This is a genomic window from Rathayibacter sp. AY1C2 (assembly GCF_002931195.1).
Classification (GTDB): domain Bacteria; phylum Actinomycetota; class Actinomycetes; order Actinomycetales; family Microbacteriaceae; genus Rathayibacter.
Window position 1 is genome coordinate 145,289 of sequence record NZ_PSWG01000001.1, and the last position, 17,630, is coordinate 162,918.

A 17,630-nucleotide genomic window follows, 5' to 3' on the forward strand; every position below is an offset into this window, starting at 1 on the left:
CATGCCCCGCGAACGCTCCCTCCGCGATGTCGCACGCCTCGGCTTCGCCGCGCTCGGCGAGACCGGGGCACGGCTGGCCGAGGCGGAGGAGCTGGCCGGGCGGCAGCTCGAGTCGGTGCTGCCCTCCTTCGCCCGGGTGGCGGACCCGGACGAGGCGCTGCTCGCTCTGATCGACCTGCTGCGACGGCACCGCGACAGCATGGACGCGGTCCTCGCCGACGACGAGGCCCTGACCCGGCTGCTTCTGGTGGTGGGGGCCTCCTCCGGCCTCGCCGACTTCCTCCAGCGCCGGCCCGACGAGCTGGCCAGCGTGCTCGAGCCGGTGCGCACGCTCCCCGGGCGCGCCGAGATGAAGGCCGAGTTGCTCGAGTCGGTCGGCGCCGTCGACGGCTTCTCGTCGCTCCGGGAGGAGGCGGGCTGGACGGCGTTGCGCGTGCGGTACCGCCGCCTCCTCACCAGGATCGTCGTCCACGACCTGAGCCAGGCCGACCCCGTCGCGGCGATCGACCGGGTGACGAGGGCGCTGGCCGACCTCGCCGGAGCCGCGCTGGAGGCGTCCCTCGCCGTGGCGCGGACCGAGCTGGTCGAGGGCGCGGGCCCGGGTCGCTTCGGCCGCGACGAGGTCGCCGCCACCCGCTTCGCCGTCATCGGCATGGGCAAGGCGGGAGCGTCCGAGCTCAACTACGTCAGCGACGTCGACGTGATCTTCGTCGCCGAGGGCGACCCGGAGAAGGAGCTGACGAACGCCCGTGCGATCGACGTCGCCACCCGGCTCGCCGTGCTCCTCATGCGCGGGACCTCTGCGCTGGCGATGGAGCCGGAGCTCTGGGAGGTCGACCCGAACCTGCGCCCGGAGGGCAAGCAGGGCGCGCTCGTGCGCACCCTCGAGTCGCACATCACCTACTACGACCGGTGGGCGAAGAGCTGGGAGTTCCAGGCGCTGCTCAAGGCGCGCCCGCTCGCCGGCGACCAGGAGCTGGGGCGGGCGTACGTCGACGCGGTCGCGCCCAAGGTCTGGTCGAGCGCCTCCCGCAAGAACTTCGTCGAGTCGGTGCAGCGGATGCGGGAGCGGGTCACCGAGAACATCCCGCAGAACGACGTCCACTACCAGATCAAGCTCGGGCCCGGCGGCCTGCGCGACATCGAGTTCACGGTGCAGCTGCTCCAGCTCGTCCACGGGCAGACCGACGACGAGATCCGCATGCCCGGGACCCTCCTCGCCCTGGGCGCCCTCGCCGACCGCGGGTACATCGGCCGCTCCGCCGCGGAGGAGTTCGCGCAGGACTACCGAGCACTCCGGCTGCTCGAGCACCGCCTCCAGCTGCGGCGCCTGCGACGCACGCACCTGATGCCGCGGGACGAGCACGAGCTGCGGACCCTCGCCCGCTCCAGCGGGCTCGCCCGCACGGCGGAGGAGCTGCTGAGCGTCTGGAACGGGATCAAGCACCGCGTCCGGGGCCTGCACGAGCGCCTGTTCTACCGTCCGCTGCTCTCCGCGGTCGCCGCGCTCTCCGACGGCGGCGCCGAGCTGTCCACCGGCCAGGCGGAGGCGCGCCTCGCCGCCATCGGCTTCGCGGATGCCCGCGGGGCGCTCGGCCACATCGCCGCGATGACCTCGGGCGTCTCGCGTCGCGCGAGCATCCAGCGCCACCTCGTGCCGGTGATGCTGCAGTGGTTCGCCGACGGACCGGACCCCGACTACGGCCTGCTCGCGTTCCGGCGCCTCAGCGACGCACTGGGCGGGACGCCCTGGTTCCTCCGGATGCTGCGCGACTCGTCCGGAGCCGCCAAGCGGCTCACCACGGTGCTCTCCGGATCGCGCTTCGTCGGCGAGCTGCTCGACCGCATCCCGGAGTCGGCGGCCTGGCTCGAGGACGACGACGCCCTCCGCCCCCGTAGCGCCGCCCAGCTCGCCGAGGAGGTGCGCGCCGTGCTCGCCCGGCACGAGACGCCCGACGCGGTCGCCTCAGTCCTCCGCTCGATGCGCCGGCGCGAGGTGCTGCGGACCGCCATGGGGGGCGTGCTCGGTCTCAGCTCGATCGAGGAGATCGCGACCAGCCTCACCGACATCATCAGCGCACTGCTGGGCGGCGTGCTCGCCGCCATCCGGCGCGGCAGTGCGACCCGGCCCGGCGCCGACGCGGAGTTCGCGATCATCGGCATGGGCCGGTACGGGGGAGCGGAGCTGGGCTTCGGCTCCGACGCCGACGTGATGTACGTCCAGCGACCCGGCACCGCCGAGCCGCACCAGGCCCAGCTCTACTCGCAGTTCGTCGTCGCCGAGCTGGTCCGGCTCACGGAGGACTCCCGCCTGCCGCTCGACCTCGACGCCGACCTGCGGCCCGAGGGCAAGAACGGGCCCCTCGTGCGCTCCCTCGACTCCTACCGCGCCTACTACGCCCGCTGGTCGCTGACCTGGGAGGCGCAGGCGCTGCTCCGGGCGCGGGGAGTGGCGGGGGACCAGGCGCTCATCGAGGACTTCGAGGAGCTGGCTGACGGGGTCCGCTACCCGGGAGCGGTCTCCGACCGCGACATCCGCGAGGTGAAGCGGATCAAGGCACGGGTCGAGAGCGAGCGTCTGCCGCAGGGCGCCGACCCCCGCCGTCACCTCAAGCTCGGCCGTGGATCGCTGAGCGACGTCGAGTGGCTGGTGCAGCTCCTCCAGCTGCAGCACGCGCGGCGGACCCCGGCGCTGCGGACCACCTCGACCCTCACCGCCCTCGCGGTCGCGGAGGAGGAGGGCATGGTCGGCCCGCAGGACGCGGAGCGGCTGCGTGCCGCGTGGATCCTCGCGTCCCGTGTCCGCTCGGGCACCACGCTCTGGGGCAACCGCACCAGCGACGTCCTCCCGACCGACCGCCGGCAGCTCGAGGGCGTCGCGCGCCTGCTGGAGTACCCGGCCGGGTCCGCGACGGCGCTCGAGGACGACTACCTCGGCGTGACCCGCCGCTCACGCGCGGTCTTCGAGCGCCTGTTCTACGGGCCGGCCGCGGGAGACGCTCCCTCCTACCGCTGACACCCGCGCGCCGGGGACGGCGAAGGGCCGCCCCTCCGAGGAGGAACGGCCCTTCGGCAGTGCTGCGGGATCAGACCCCGTAGTACAGCTCGAACTCGAACGGGTGAGGACGCTGCGCGAGGGGCTTGATCTCCTTCTCGCGCTTGTACTCGATCCAGGTGTCGATGAGCTCCTGAGTGAACACGCCGCCCTGGAGGAGGAAGTCGTGGTCGGCCTCGAGGGCGTCGAGCGCCTCGCCCAGGGTCGCGGGGACCTGCGGGATGAGCTTCGCCTCCTCGGGGGGCAGCTCGTAGAGGTCCTTGTCGACCGGCTCGTGCGGCTCGATGCGGTTCTTGATGCCGTCGAGGCCCGCCATCAGCTGGGCGGCGAACGCGAGGTACGGGTTGCCGGAGGCGTCGGGCGCACGGAACTCGATGCGCTTGGCCTTCGGGTTCGTGCCGGTGATCGGGATGCGGATGGACGCGGAGCGGTTGCCGGCCGAGTAGACCAGGTTGACCGGCGCCTCGAAGCCCGGGATCAGGCGGTGGTACGAGTTGACCGTCGGGTTCGTGAACGCGAGGACGGCGGGAGCGTGCTTGAGCAGGCCGCCGATGTACCAGCGCGCGAGGTCCGAGAGACCGCCGTAGCCGTTCTCGTCGTAGAAGAGCGGCGTGCCGTCGTTCCACAGCGACTGGTGGGTGTGCATGCCCGAGCCGTTGTCGCCGAAGAGCGGCTTCGGCATGAACGTGGCGGTCTTGCCCCACTGCTCGGCCGTGTTCTTGACGATGTACTTGAACTTCAGGATGTCGTCCGCCGCGTGGACCATCGTGTCGAAGCGGTAGTTGATCTCGGCCTGGCCGCCGGTGCCCACCTCGTGGTGCGAGCGCTCGAGGATGAGGCCGGCGTCGATCAGCTTGAGGCAGATGTCGTCGCGGAGGTCGGCCTGCTTGTCGACGGGGCTCACCGGGAAGTAGCCGCCCTTGTAGGGCGTCTTGTTGCCGAGGTTGCCGCCCTCCTCGACGCGTCCCGAGTTCCAGGCGCCCTCGACCGAGTCGACGGAGTGGAACGCGGAGTTCTGCGTGATCTCGTAGCGGACGTCGTCGAAGATGTAGAACTCCGCCTCGGGGGCGAAGAACGCGGTGTCGGCGATGCCGGTCGACGCGAGGTACTTCTCGGCCTTCTTCGCGACCTGGCGCGGGTCCTTGGAGTAGATCTCGCCGTTGCGCGGGTTGTAGATGTCGAAGACGAGAATCAGCGTGCGCTCGACGCGGAACGGGTCCACGTAGGCGGTGGTCACGTCAGGGATCAGCTGCATGTCCGATTCGTGGATGTTCGCGAATCCGCGGATCGAGGACCCGTCGAAGAGCTGACCGACGGAGAAGAACTCCTCATCGACAGTCGAGGCGGGGATGTTGAAGTGCTGCTGGACACCGGGGAGATCGGTGAACCGGATGTCGAGGAACTTGACGTCCGTGTCCTTGATGAACGAGAGCACCTCGGAAGAATCTTTAAACATGCAAAGGTCTCCAATGGCGTAACGGGGAGCTGCAGAGCGCAGCCGTTCCAGGGTAGTGACGGGGGGTTTCCCCACCGTGTCCCTGTTGTTTCCGACATGTTACGGGGCCCGTCCGGGGTCGGGCTCCACGTCGTCTGCCGGACCACTCGCTCCTCGGTCCGCTCCGAGACGCCGCGGATAGGATCGGAGGATGCCAGCCGCCGACCGCAGGACCTTCGCCGACGCCGCCCCGAGCTCGTACCCGGGGGAGCGTCTCGGCCTCCCACGAGAGGGCCGCCTCTCGGTCGGACGGTCCGGTCGCCGCATCGCCGCCCTGGCCGTCGACTTCGCCGTCGCCGCTCTGCTGTCGCTCGCGTTCTTCGACTACGACCGCTGGGCGAGCCTGCTGCTGTTCGTCCTGCTGCAGGTCGTCTTCATCCCCACCATCGGCGGCAGCATCGGGCACCGCCTGCTCGGGATGCGCGTCATCCGTCTCGGCGGGGGCTGGGTCGGCGTGTGGCGCCCGATCGTGCGCTCTGTGCTGCTGGCCGTGCTGGTGCCGGCGCTCGTCTGGGACTCGGACCAGCGCGGCTTCCACGACAAGGTGGCCGGGACGGTTCTCGTCCGCTACTGACTCGCGCAGCAGACGAAGCAGGCCGGCCGGGAGAGATCCCGACCGGCCTGTCGCGTCGTGCGTCAGCGCGATCGCTGAGGGCGCACCTTGAAGGGGTCGACGCCCTTCGGGATGGGCAGCGACGTGTTGAGCGAGGAGAGCCGGTTCTTCACCGCGAGGACTTCGGCCTTGGTGAGGACCTTCTTCGTCTTCGAGAGGCGGCTCGGCACCTTGTGCAGCGGAGTCGCATCGGCGTCGGAGCCGACGTGCACGAAGGTGACGGGGACGTTCGGCAGGATCCGCGACACCTTGCGCCGCTCGTCCTCGAGCATGCGCTTGGTCCGGGAGGCGGGGCCCTCCGCGATCAGCACGACGCCTCCGCGGCCGACGGCGCGGTAGACGGCGTCCTGGGTCTTGCCATTGACGGCGACGGGCATCTCGCCGCCGGTCCAGGTGCCGCGCAGTCCGCTGCGCAGGACGGCGCCGACCGCGCCGGGCTGCCCGGCGATCTGCCCGTAGGCGGCGCGCTCGGCGCGGCGCGAGAGCACGGCGAGTCCGGCGACCAGGCCGGCCATCACGCCCACGATGATCCACAGCGCGATCACGAAGCCGTTGCCGTTGCCGAGCAGGATGCCGAGGAGCACGCCGAGCAGGATCGGGAGCAGGAGCGCGAGGAGGATGATCCAGACGGCGCTGCTGTCGTAGCGGCGGGTCATCTGGAACACCTGCCACATCTGCTTGAGACGTCCGGGTTCCTTGACCGCCTTCGTCGACGGTTCCGTGCTGCGTGCCATGACGTCAAGGATACCGAGCGGGAGCGCGGCGGCGGACCCCGGACGCGGATCCGACTCCTCCACAGAGGGCACGTGCGCCGATCCCTCCACCGATCGGGATCGGCGGGCGTCCTCCGCCTCGGCCTGCGGTCAGGCTCGCCTCATGACGAGCAGCGGGACGGTCCAGGGCCGGAGGATCGGCGGAGCGCGGACGGGGAGGCGGCGGACGCCTGCGCCGGACGCCGCACCGCCGGCCGAGCGGACGATGCGGCCGCGGGAGGCCGAGTCGCTGCGGGCGTCGCCGGTGGCTCGGCTCGCCGAGCACCGCCACCGCGAGCGCATCGTCCGGGTGGAGTCCTCTCCGAGGAGGTGCATCGTCTCGACCGCCCCTCCCGTCGTCGCCACGCTCGAGAGGTTCCTGCGGGTCGAGCGGGGGATCGGACTCGGCGCCGCGGTCACCCTCCTCGCCCCCGTGGTAGGCGCGGTCCGGTCGGCCTCGCTCGAGGGAGCATGGCTGGCTCCGACGACGGACGACATCGGCCTGACGGAGGAGGGTCGGCCGCTGCTGCTGCTGACGACGCCCGCCGTCGACACCCCGCGTGCGGCGCGCGACGCGCTGCAGCGGGTCCTGGAGCGCCTCGGGATGCTCTGCCCGGAGCTGCCGGTCGCCGCCCTCGCGCGGCACCGCGACCTGCTGGCGCTGGAGGGCAACCTCTACGGACTCGCTGATCCGCAGGGGATAGGCGAGGCGGTGCGGGCGCTGCCGACGTCCGGCGCGGATGCACGGGGTCGGGAGGCGGTGCCTGCTCCGGCTGCCCGGCACCGGCGGGTCCATCCGCTCGACGGCTGGCAGGACCGCCTCCGGGCGTTCGTCGTCCGGCGTCGGGGACCGCTCTCCGTCGGGACGGCGATCGTGCTGGGAGCGGTGCTCGCCGGTTCGCTCGCGGGCGGGCCCGGTCGGCAGGTGCAGGATGCGGAGGCGTCGACCGCAGCCGCGCCCGTTCCGGCTCGGTCGGCTCCGCCTGCTGTGGCGACCGCGGCGCCGCCGGCTCCGGTCGCGGCGGCCTCGCTCGACGCCGAGCAGGCGGCGGAGGTGCTGATCGACGCGGTGCGCGCGTGCGGGGACCGGGAGTGCGCCCGCGGGCTGGTCACGGCGGACTCGCCGCTCGGCGACGCAGCGGACGGCCCCGCCTCCGCTGTCCCGGAGACGGGGGAGGCGTCGGCCGTCCTCGTCGACGTGAACGGGGCATCGGCGGTCGTGCACCTCCGGACGGCCCCGGGGACGACAGCGGCCTCCGTCCTGATCATCAGGACGGAGGCCGGCTGGCTCATCCGCGACGTCTACACCGGAGCGGCCTCGTGAGAGGCGCGCTCAGGGGGAGCGTGTCAGATGCCGAGGTCGTTCTCGAACGAGCCCTCCTCGAGGCGCTCCTTGATCGCGACCAGGAAGCGCGCCGCGTCGGCTCCGTCGACCGTGCGGTGGTCGTACGAGAGCGCGAGGAAGACGGTCGAGCGGATCGCGATGGCGTCAGCACCGTCCACCTGCACGACGGCCGGCTTCTTGGTGACGATGCCGGTGCCGAGGATCGCGGTCTGCGGCAGGAACACGACGGGAGTGTCGAACAGGGCCCCGCGCGAACCGGTGTTGGTCAGCGTGAAGGTGCCGCCGGCGAGCTCGTCGGGCTTCAGCTTGTTGTTGCGGGTGCGCTCGGCCAGGTCTCCGATGGTGGAGGCGATCTGCGCGAGGTTCAGCTCGGACGCGTTCTTGAGGACAGGGGTCAGCAGGCCGCGCTCGGTGTCGACGGCGATGCTGATGTTCTCGTGGTCCGGGTAGACGATCGACTCGCCGTCGAGGGTCGAGTTGATCACCGGGTAGGCCTTGAGCGCCTCGGCCGCCGCGAGGGCGAAGAACGGGAGGAAGGACAGCTTGGCGCCGGTCTTCTCCTGGAAGCTCTTCTTGACCGAGTCGCGGAAGCGAGCGACCGCCGTGACGTCGACCTCGATGACCGAGGTGAGCTGGGCGCTCGTCTGCATCGACTCGACGGCGCGCTGCGCGAGGACCTTGCGCAGGCGCGACATCGGCTGCGTGGTGCCACGGAGGGGCGAGGTCTCGAGCGGGGTGCGCGCGGCCTTGGCGGCTGCGGCGGAGGGCGCCGAGACCGGGGCGGCCGGAGCCGACTTGGCGGCCTCGACAGCGTCGAGGACGTCCTGCTTGCGGATGCGGCCGCCGACTCCGGTTCCCGTGAGGGTGGAGAGGTCGATGCCGTTCTCGCCGGCGAGCTTGCGCACGAGCGGGGTGACGTAGCCGGGGTTGGAGTCGGTGGGCTCCGGGGAGGCGGCGGGCGCGGCGGCAGCGGGGGCCGACGCGGCGGCGGCCGGGGCGGGCTCGGGCTCGGCCGGGGCGGGAGCCTCGGCGTCGCTCTCGGCGTCCACCGACGGGGTCGCCTCGTCAGTGGCCTCGGTCTCGGCGGCCTGGACCTCGGGGGCCTCCTCGGCGGGAGCCTCGGGCTCGGACGCCGACGCGGCTCCGGAGCCGTCTCCGATGCGCACCAGCTCGGCGCCGACCTCGACGGTCTCGTCCTCCTGGACGAGGATCTCCTCGATCACTCCCGCGACGGGCGACGGGATCTCGGTGTCGACCTTGTCGGTCGAGACCTCGAGCAGGGGCTCGTCCACCTCGACGCGGTCCCCGACGTTCTTCAGCCAGCGGGTGACCGTTCCTTCCGTGACACTCTCTCCGAGTGCCGGGAGGCTGACGGATTCGCTCATGAGCCTGTCTCCTTAAGACGCTTGTGTTTCGATGTCCAGCTTACTAATGCGGAAGCGGCGGGTCGCCGCACCGCAGTGGTTCTACAGGGCGTGCAGCGGCTTCCCGGCCAGAGCGAGGTGCGCCTCGCCGAGCGCCTCGTTCTGAGTGGGGTGCGCGTGCACGAGGGGTGCGACATCCTCGGGGTGCGCCTCCCAGTTCACGATGAGCTGAGCCTCGCCGATCAGCTCGCCGACGCGGGCTCCGACCATGTGCACGCCGACGACCGGGCCGTCGACCAGGCGCACGACCTTCACGGAGCCGGTGGTCCCGATGATCGTGCTCCGGGCGTTGCCGCCGAGGCCGTAGTCGTACACGGCGACGCGCTCGGCGCCGTACTCGGCGATCGCGCGGGCCTCGCCGAGGCCGACGGAGGCCACTTCGGGGTCGCTGTAGGTCACCTTCGGGACGTTGACGTCCGAGACGACCTGCGGGCCCAGACCGGCGATCTCCTCCGCGACGAAGATCCCCTGCTGGAAGCTCCGGTGCGCGAGCTGGAGCCCCGGCACGATGTCGCCCACGGCGTACACGCCGGGGACGGAGGTCTGCAGGCGCTCGTCGGTCAGCACGTAGCCGCGGTCGAGGCGGACCCCGGCCTCCTCGAGGCCGATGCCCGCGGTCACCGGGCCGCGGCCGACGGCGACCAGCAGGATCTCGCCCTCCACCGTGGCGCCGCTCTCGAGCGACACGGAGACGCCGCCCTCGCTCTGCGAGACCGACGCGACGCGGGATCCCAGCTGGAAGGCGATGCCCCGCTTGCGGAAGGCGCGCTCCAGCTGCTTGCTGACGCTCTCGTCCTCGTTGGGGACGAGGTGGGGGAGGGCCTCGACGATCGTGACCTCGGCGCCGAACGAGCGCCAGACGCTCGCGAACTCGACGCCGATCACTCCGCCGCCCAGGACGACGACGCTCGCGGGAACGTGGTCGAGCTCGAGAGCCTGGTCGCTCGTCAGGATGCGGCCACCGATCTCGATCCCGGGGAGGGTGCGGGAGGCGGACCCGGTGGCGACGACGACCGACGCGCCGTGGAGCACGTGCTCACCGACCGTCACGGTGCCCGGCGCGGTGAGGCGGCCCTCGCCCGTGACGACCGTGATGCCGCGCGAGGACACGAGGCTCTGGAGCCCCTTGTACTTGCCGGCGACGACGCCCTCGCGGTAGCGCGTGACGCCCGCCATGTCGATCCCGGTGAAGCTCGAGAGCACGCCGTACTTCTCTCCCTCGCGGGCGCCGTCCGCCAGCTCGGCGGCGTGCAGCAGGGCCTTGGTGGGCACGCACCCGCGGTGCAGGCAGGTGCCGCCGAGCTTGTCGCGCTCCACGAGCGCGACGCTCATCCCGAGCTGCGTCGCCCGGAGGGCCGCCGCGTACCCGCCGCTGCCACCTCCGAGCACGACCAGGTCGTAGCGCTCTTCCGACACCCAGTGACTCCCTCGCGACGTGCGGTCCCGCTTCCCGGCCGACCGGCTCCGGCGCTGAGCGCCGAGCGGATCGGGAGGGGGGACGAGGCGGGATCTCCCGCCCCGTCGACCCTACTACGCGCTCGCGAAGCGCTCAGCCAGGGCGATCAGCGCGCGCACCGAGACCCCCGTGGCGCCGGCTCCGGTGAAGCCGTAGCCGCCGCCTCCGTTGCTCGAGGGGCCGGCGATGTCGAGGTGCGCCCACGGGATCGTGGTTGCGTCCTCGCCCTCGCCGCGCTTCCCGACGAACTCGCGGAGGAAGTGGCCGGCGAGGAGCATGCCGCCGGCGGTGTTGCCCGGCTTGACGTTCGCGATGTCGGCGATGTCGGAGTTGAGCAGCGGTCGCAGCTCCGCGGGGAGGGGCATCTGCCAGAAGGGCTCTCCCGCCGCGCGGGCGGCGTCGAGGACGCGGGAGACCAGCTCGTCGTCGCCCAGAGCGCCGACGGTCCGGTTGCCGAGGGCGACCACGGAGGCGCCGGTCAGCGTCGCGACGTCGATGATCGCATCGGGCTGCTCCTCGCTGGCGGCGACGAGGCCGTCGGCGAGCACCAGTCGGCCCTCGGCGTCGGTGTTCAGCACCTCCACCGTGGTCCCGCCGCGCACGGTGAGCACGTCGTCCGGGCGGATCGCGGTCCCGGAGGGGAGGTTCTCGGCGATGCAGAGCCAGGCGGTCGCGCGGAGCGGGAGGCCGAGCTCCGCGATGGCGCGCACGACGGCGTACACGGTCGCCGCGCCCGCCATGTCGGTCTTCATCCCGATCATCGCGGCCGGCGGCTTGAGCGAGAGTCCGCCGCTGTCGAAGGTGATGCCCTTGCCGACCAGGGCGAGGTGGGTGCTCGCGCCCTCGGGCGCGTAGGCGACCTTCACGAGGCGGGGCGGGCGGGAGGAGCCGCTGCCGACTCCGAGGATGCCGCCGAACCCGTCCTCCGCGAGGGCCTCCTCGTCCCAGACGGTGACCTCGAGGGGCAGTCCCTCTGCGCCGGTCTGCACGGCCTCGGCCAGCGTCTGCGGGTAGAGGTGCGACGGGGGAGTGTTGACGAGGTCCTTCACCGTGCCGACCGCGCGGCCGAGCACGAGCGCCCGGTCCAGGACGGCGGGGTCGGCCGACTCGCCGCCCAGCAGGACGACGTGCTCGACGGGCGCCTTAGACGCGGCGGCGGTGCTGCCGCGGAAGGCGGTGAAGGAGTAGGAGCCGAGCGCGGCGCCCTCGGCGACCGCGGCGAGCGTGCCGTCGGAGCCGGCGGGGAGGGAGAGGGCCACGGAGGCGGACCCCGCGAGCAGGCGGACGGCGGCGCCCGCGGCGTTCCGCAGCGCGGTGTCGTCGGGCTCCGCCGAGCCGAGTCCGACGAGCACGATCACTCCGGCACGGACCGAGGACGGCACGCGCACGAGCGTCTCGGCCGCGCCGGTCGCGCCGAGCGCGCTCAGCGCGGGGGCCAGCTCCTCGAAGCCCTCCGCACCGACGAGCCGGGGACCGTCGGGTCCCGGGGCGACGCCGAGGACGAGGGCGTCGGTGTCGATGTCGGAGGCGGGAACGGTCGAGTACTCGAGAGAGGAGAGGGGCATGGCGGCAATGCTAAGCGCTGTTCGCTGAGGGCTCAGCGGACCCGGCCGGGGCGCCGGGACCCCCGTTTAGACTGGACGCATGCTGGATCCGGAAGACCTGTTCGAGATCGAGGGCGACCTCTCCGAGATCCCGCGCGGGCTGCACCTCGTCGCGGGCCTGACCGGCTCGGCCGACGCCGGGGGAGCGGTGGGGCAGCTGGGGGAGTACCTCTTCGAGACCCTCGAGCACCGCGGGGTCGCGGTCTTCGACGAGGATCAGCTGCTCGACTACCGGGCCCGCCGCCCCATCATCACGTTCGACCAGGACCACCTGACGGACTACCGTCCTGCGATGCTCCGGCTCTCGCTCGCGCACGACGAGCTGCACCAGCCGTTCCTCCTGCTCACCGGCTTCGAGCCCGACTTCCAGTGGGAGCGGTTCACCCGCGCGGTGGTCTCCCTCCTCGAGCGGCTCGACGTCGCCTCGACCACGTGGGTCCAGGCGATCCCGATGCCCGTGCCGCACACCCGGCCCGTCGGCGTCACCGTGAGCGGCAACCGCGAGGACCTGATCGAGGCGATGTCGGTCTGGAAGCCGCACACGCAGGTGCCCTCGAACGTCCTCCACCTGCTCGAGCTGCGCCTCTACGAGCGCGGTCTGACCGTGGTCGGCTTCGCGCTGCTCATCCCGCACTACCTGTCGGACACCGAGTACCCGCAGGCGGCGGTCGCGGCGCTCGAGAGCATCTCGGCGTCGACCGGCCTCATCTTCCCGACGGACCGCCTGCGCGAGAGCGGGCGGGAGTTCCTCGGCAAGGTCGACGAGCAGGTCGGCGGCAACGACGAGCTGCAGAAGCTGGTCTCGGCCCTCGAGGCGCGGCACGACACCTACATGGAGGGGACGAGCCTCCGCTCGCCGCTCACCGACGAGGACGGCTTCGTGCCAAGCGCCGACGCGATCGCCGCCGAGCTCGAGAAGTTCCTCGCGATCCGCCGCCCGGGCGAGGAGCCCACCGCCTCCTGAGCGGCCGTAGGATCGGACGAGTGCGTGATCGTCGAGCCTGGTTCGTCTTCGGTGCCGGAGCGTTCGCCTACCTCGTGGCGGTCCTGGACCGCACGACGCTGGGCGTCGCAGGAGTGGACGCCGCGGAGCGGTTCGGGGTGGCGGCCGCCGTCCTCTCGTCGCTCGCCGTCGTCCAGCTGATCGTCTACGCCGGGATGCAGATCCCGGTCGGGATCCTCATCGACCGGTTCGGCCCGCGGACCCTGATCCTCTCGGGCACGGCCCTGATGATGGCGGGCCAGGTCGTGGTCGCGATCGCGCCGAGCATCGGCGTCGCGATCGTCGGGCGGATCCTGCTGGGAGCCGGGGACGCCGCGATCTTCACCTCCGTGATCCGCCTCACGGTGACCTGGTTCAGCGGACCGATCGTGCCGCAGCTCTCGCAGTGGATCGGCAACATCGGCCAGGTGGGCCAGATCCTCTCCGCACTCCCGTTCGCGGCGATCCTCCACACGTTCGGCTGGGAGCCCGCGTTCCTCAGCGCCGCCGGCCTCGGGGCCGTGTCATTCCTCGGCGTGCTCCTCCTGGTCGCCGACGTCCCGCCGCGCACCGAGCCGATCACCCTGGTGCCGCCGACGCTCCGGGCGACGATCGCGCAGCTCGGAGTGAGCCTGCGCCGGCCGGGGACGCAGCTCGGCTTCTGGTCGCACTTCGTCACGCAGTCCTCCGGCACGGTGTTCACGCTGCTCTGGGGCTACCCCTTCCTCGTCTACGCGATCGGCCTGCCGCCCACCGTCGCCGCGCCGACCCTCACGATCGTCGTGATCGCGGGGATCGTCGTCGGGCCGGTGCTCGGCGTCCTGACCGCTCGCCACCCCATGCGCCGCAGCAACCTCGTGCTCGGGATCGTCTCGGCGATGGCGGTCGCCTGGACCGTCGTGCTGCTCTGGCCCGGCGTCCCGCCGTACTGGCTCGTGGTGCTGCTCCTGATCGTCGTCGGAGCGGGCGGCCCCGGCTCCATGATCGGGTTCGACTTCGCCCGCACGTTCAACCCCTCGCGGAGCCTCGGCGCGGCCAACGGAGTCGTGAACGTGGGCGGGTTCCTGGCCAGCTTCACGATGATGTTCGCGATCGGCCTGATCCTCGACGCACTGGCCGGTCCCGGCGCCTCCTCGGAGCAGACCTACTCGCTCGAGCACTTCCGCCTGGCGTGGTGCGTGCAGTACGTGGTGGTCGGCGCCGGAGTCGTCGGACTCGTCGTCGCGCGCCGCCGGACCCGCCGCCGCCTGGCCGAGGACGAGGGAATAACCGTGGCCCCTCTCTGGGTTGCACTGAGTGACCGGATGCGCCGCGGCCGCGCGGGGTGCTGACGGTCGTCCCCGTCGATCCGCCCTTCTGCAGACGCGATGTCCCAGCGGAACGGCCCGGATCCCGCCCGATCGAGCCCCACTCGCACCGCACCGCACGGCTGCACTACTCAGACGTGCAATAATTGTCAATAGGACCCGTTCGGGTCGAGGAGCACCAGGCCCACGTCGGGCGTGCGACGTCCTCGACTTGACATGGGTCCTCGTAATGCCCACCGACGGACGACGCCCTCCCGCGCCGCCCGCCCCCGGGACGCAACGGATGGAGAGGTGCCGCCATGGCCACCAGAGCTACCAAGACCGCAACGCTCGACGCCGTCGACGACGACGTGACGACGACCACCAAGAAGCCCGCGACGCGCAAGCCCGCGGCGAAGACCACGGCGGCCAAGACCACCGCGGCCAAGACGACCCGCTCACGCGCCACGACCAAGGCCGCCGCTCCCGCCGACACCGAGGAGGAGCCGACCGACGCCGTCGAGCCCGACGAGGCAGCGGAGGAGGAGGAGACCGAGGTCGTCGCCGAGGACACCGAGACCGACGCCAAGGACGACGCGGAGACGCCGGAGGCCCCGGCCGCCGCTGCCGTCGCCGCTCCGGCCGAGCCGCTCCCTAGTGGTGCGCTCGTCCTGTCCTTCGGCGGAGAGGACGACGAGGTCCCGGTCTACTCGACCGCGATCACCGGTGCCACCGCCGACCCGGTCAAGGACTACCTGAAGCAGATCGGCAAGGTCGCGCTCCTGAACGCGGCCGAGGAGGTCGAGCTCGCGATGCGCATCGAGGCCGGCCTGTTCGCCGAGGACAAGCTCGCCAACTCGACCGACCTCAGCCCGGAGCTCGTCCGCGAGCTGCGCTGGGTCGCGAAGGACGGCCAGCGCGCGAAGAGCCACCTGCTCGGAGCGAACCTCCGGCTCGTCGTCAGCCTCGCGAAGCGCTACACCGGTCGCGGGATGCAGTTCCTCGACCTCATCCAGGAGGGCAACCTGGGCCTCATCCGCGCGGTCGAGAAGTTCGACTACACCAAGGGCTTCAAGTTCTCGACCTACGCCACGTGGTGGATCCGCCAGGCGATCACCCGCGCGATGGCCGACCAGGCGCGCACCATCCGCATCCCGGTGCACATGGTCGAGGTCATCAACAAGCTGGCCCGCGTGCAGCGCCAGATGCTCCAGGACCTGGGCCGCGAGCCCACGCCCGAGGAGCTCTCGCGCGAGCTCGACATGACCCCCGAGAAGGTCATCGAGGTGCAGAAGTACGGGCGCGAGCCGATCTCGCTGCACACGCCCCTGGGCGAGGACGGCGACAGCGAGTTCGGCGACCTCATCGAGGACACCGAGGCGGTCGTCCCGGCCGACGCCGTGGGCTTCACCATGCTGCAGAAGCAGCTGGAGTCGCTGCTCGACTCGCTCTCGGAGCGCGAGGCCGGCGTGATCCGCATGCGCTTCGGCCTCGGCGACGGCATGCCGAAGACGCTCGACCAGATCGGCGACACCTTCGGCGTGACGCGCGAGCGCATCCGTCAGATCGAGTCCAAGACGATGGCCAAGCTCCGCCACCCGTCCCGCTCGCAGTCGCTCCGCGACTACCTCGAGTAGGCCGGTGATCCGCTACGCGCCGGCGGTCCTCCTCGGGAGGGCCGCCCGGTTCGCCGCGCGGGTCCGGAAGCCCGGCGGGGGATCCGCCGTGCCCGGACTCGTGGTGAACCGCGTCGCGCCCGGATTCCTGCCCGCGGTGCTCGACGGGTTCCGGGACGGCCTCGTGGTCGTCACGGGATCGGCGGGCAAGTCGACAACGACCAAGATGCTGGTCGCGGTGCTCCGCGCGCACGGGCTCCGGGTCTTCACGAACCCCTCGACGGCCAACATCGCCCAGGGACTGACCTCCGCGCTCCTGGAGCGGGCGGACCTGCGCGGACGGATCGACGCCGACATCGCCGTCCTCGAGATGGACGAGGGTCACGGCGCGCGCCTCGCGCCCCGGATGCGCCCCCGCGTCGTCCTGCTGACGAACGTGGTGGTCGACCAGATCGACCGCTTCTTCGATCCGGCCATGGTCGCCCGGATGCTCGGCACCATCGCCTCCCGCGCGACCGGTCCCGTCGTGCTGAACGCCGACGACCGCCACGTCGCCGATGTCGCGACCTCACTCCCCGACGAGCGGATCCGCTGGTACGGCGTCTCCTCCTCCGTCCGCGACTCCGCGTCCGGCGGTCTCGGCTACGCCGCAGAGGCGGAGGCCGGGACCGACCGTGCGACCACCGTCGTCGAGAGCACGACGGGAGCGGCCGCGCGCATCATCAGCGACGGCGACGCGCTCGAGGTCCGGCTCCCCGCGCGGGGCGTCCACTACGCGGTGGACGCCGCGGCGGCCGTCTCCACGGCCCGCGCCGTGCTCGCTGAGCGCTTCGACCCGGCCCTCGCCGCCTCCGCGCTCTCGAGCATCGACCCCGTCTTCGGGCGGGGCGAGATCGTCACCGTGCGCGGCCACGAGGTCGAGTTCGTCCTGGTCCAGAACCCGGCGAGCTACCGCCTGAACATCGCAGAGATCCCCGGGGGGACCGAGCAGATCATGCTCGCGATCGGCTCCGACGTCCGAGACCCCTCCTACTTCTGGCCCGTGGACACCTCCGTGCTCGGGCACGTCCGGGTCGTCTCGGGGTCGAAGGCGCACGAGGCGGCGCTGCACCTGCGCTACGACGGCGTGCGCGTCGATTCCGTCGACGAGGACCTGGGTCGCGCGCTCGACGCGTTCCTCGCTCTGCCGACCCCCGCCTCCGGCCGGAAGACCATCGTCTTCTCGGCGGATTCGATGCGCCGCACCCGTGCGCACCTGCAGCTCGTCACCAACCGCGAGGAGACCGCGTGACCACCCTCCGCATCGCCGTGCTCGCTCCCGACGTCCTGGACAGCAACGGCGACGCGGCGAACGCCCGGGTCCTCGCGGCTCGGGCGCGCTGGTCGGGCGTCGAGGCGGAGGTGGTGCCGCTGGTGACCGCCTCCGACGCCGAGGTCCGTCCGGACGTCCTGGTCGCCGGGACGGGAGCGGACGAGGACCTCCCGGGCGTCCTGGCACTCCTCCACGAGATCGCGCCGACGCTGCGGGCCTGGGTCGACCAGGGCACCCAGGTGGTCGCGGTCGGAGCCGGCTGGGAGATGCTGGCCGGTTCGATCAGCACGGCCGCGGGCGGCGCCCGGGGGATCGGGCTGTTCCCCGGAGACTCGGTCACGGGCGAGCGGGCGACCGACGACCTCCTCGTCGAGACGCCGGGCGGCGTCCTCGTCGGCTTCGAGAACCACGAGCGCCGGATGACCGGGATCGCGCCCGAGCACGCGCTCGGCCGAGTGCTGCACGGCACCGGCGACGGCGCCGGCCACGAGGGCTACGCGGTGGGAGGCCTTCTGGGAACGCACCTGCACGGCCCCGTCCTCGCGAAGAACCCGTCGCTCGCGGACGCGATCCTGCGGCGCGCCCTCGGCGACGCCTACTCCCCGTCGGACGAGCGTCTCCGCCTGGTCGATGAAACGGCACGAGCCGCTCGCGAAGTGATCGCGAAGCGGCTCGGTGTCGGTCTGTAGG

13 protein-coding genes are annotated in these 17,630 nt (G+C 72.1%); 8 read left to right on the forward strand and 5 right to left on the reverse strand.

All coding sequences use genetic code 11. The annotated features are described in order from the left end of the window. Position 1 precedes the first annotated feature (1 nt). Positions 2–3,016, forward strand: coding sequence for a bifunctional [glutamine synthetase] adenylyltransferase/[glutamine synthetase]-adenylyl-L-tyrosine phosphorylase (locus C5C55_RS00725; protein ID WP_104232553.1), 3,015 nt, complete (start codon positions 2–4; stop codon positions 3,014–3,016). A 70-nt stretch (positions 3,017–3,086) separates the two neighbouring features. On the opposite strand, the gene glnA is transcribed toward C5C55_RS00725, so the two are convergent. Then, positions 3,087–4,511, reverse strand: coding sequence for a type I glutamate--ammonia ligase (gene glnA, locus C5C55_RS00730; protein ID WP_104223668.1), 1,425 nt, complete (start codon positions 4,509–4,511; stop codon positions 3,087–3,089). Positions 4,512–4,701: 190 nt separating this feature from the next. Between glnA and C5C55_RS00735 the strand changes: the two genes are divergently transcribed. Next, on the forward strand, positions 4,702–5,124 hold the full coding sequence (locus C5C55_RS00735) for an RDD family protein (RefSeq protein ID WP_104223667.1): 423 nt from the start codon (positions 4,702–4,704) through the stop codon (positions 5,122–5,124). 62 nt (positions 5,125–5,186) lie between these two features. Here the strand turns inward: C5C55_RS00735 and C5C55_RS00740 are convergent, their stop codons facing one another. Next, entirely contained in the window at positions 5,187–5,897 is a 711-nt protein-coding gene (locus tag C5C55_RS00740; protein WP_104223728.1) for a DUF4191 domain-containing protein, read from the reverse strand. 142 nt (positions 5,898–6,039) lie between these two features. Between C5C55_RS00740 and C5C55_RS00750 the strand changes: the two genes are divergently transcribed. Further along, on the forward strand, positions 6,040–7,239 hold the full coding sequence (locus C5C55_RS00750) for a hypothetical protein (protein ID WP_146080868.1): 1,200 nt from the start codon (positions 6,040–6,042) through the stop codon (positions 7,237–7,239). 23 nt (positions 7,240–7,262) lie between these two features. On the opposite strand, the gene sucB is transcribed toward C5C55_RS00750, so the two are convergent. The 3 genes from sucB to C5C55_RS00765 form a co-directional block, all read right to left on the reverse strand. Beyond that, complete coding sequence (gene sucB / locus C5C55_RS00755) at positions 7,263–8,645, reverse strand: 2-oxoglutarate dehydrogenase, E2 component, dihydrolipoamide succinyltransferase (RefSeq protein WP_104232556.1); 1,383 nt, start codon at positions 8,643–8,645, stop codon at positions 7,263–7,265. 81 nt (positions 8,646–8,726) lie between these two features. Further along, positions 8,727–10,100 (reverse strand): dihydrolipoyl dehydrogenase, encoded by a 1,374-nt coding sequence (gene lpdA, locus C5C55_RS00760; protein WP_104232557.1) that lies wholly within the window; start codon positions 10,098–10,100, stop codon positions 8,727–8,729. Positions 10,101–10,214: 114 nt separating this feature from the next. Next, a complete protein-coding gene (locus C5C55_RS00765) occupies positions 10,215–11,705 on the reverse strand; it encodes a leucyl aminopeptidase (protein ID WP_104232558.1) in 1,491 nt (496 codons plus the stop codon). A 79-nt stretch (positions 11,706–11,784) separates the two neighbouring features. On the opposite strand from C5C55_RS00765, the gene C5C55_RS00770 reads away from it, so the two are divergent. The 5 genes from C5C55_RS00770 (at position 11,785) to C5C55_RS00790 (ending at position 17,629) form a co-directional block, all read left to right on the forward strand. Then, positions 11,785–12,708 (forward strand): proteasome assembly chaperone family protein, encoded by a 924-nt coding sequence (locus C5C55_RS00770; RefSeq protein WP_104232559.1) that lies wholly within the window; start codon positions 11,785–11,787, stop codon positions 12,706–12,708. 20 nt (positions 12,709–12,728) lie between these two features. Further along, on the forward strand, positions 12,729–14,057 hold the full coding sequence (locus C5C55_RS00775; RefSeq protein ID WP_104232560.1) for a nitrate/nitrite transporter: 1,329 nt from the start codon (positions 12,729–12,731) through the stop codon (positions 14,055–14,057). 275 nt (positions 14,058–14,332) lie between these two features. Next, complete coding sequence (locus C5C55_RS00780) at positions 14,333–15,649, forward strand: RNA polymerase sigma factor (protein WP_104232561.1); 1,317 nt, start codon at positions 14,333–14,335, stop codon at positions 15,647–15,649. 4 nt (positions 15,650–15,653) lie between these two features. Then, a complete protein-coding gene (locus tag C5C55_RS00785; protein WP_104232562.1) occupies positions 15,654–16,919 on the forward strand; it encodes a Mur ligase family protein in 1,266 nt (421 codons plus the stop codon). Continuing rightward, the gene (locus tag C5C55_RS00790) at positions 16,916–17,629 is read left to right on the forward strand and encodes a type 1 glutamine amidotransferase (protein WP_146083601.1); all 714 of its coding nucleotides are present in this window, start codon (positions 16,916–16,918) and stop codon (positions 17,627–17,629) included. The genes C5C55_RS00785 and C5C55_RS00790 overlap by 4 nt, the downstream gene beginning before the upstream one ends. Position 17,630 lies beyond the last annotated feature (1 nt).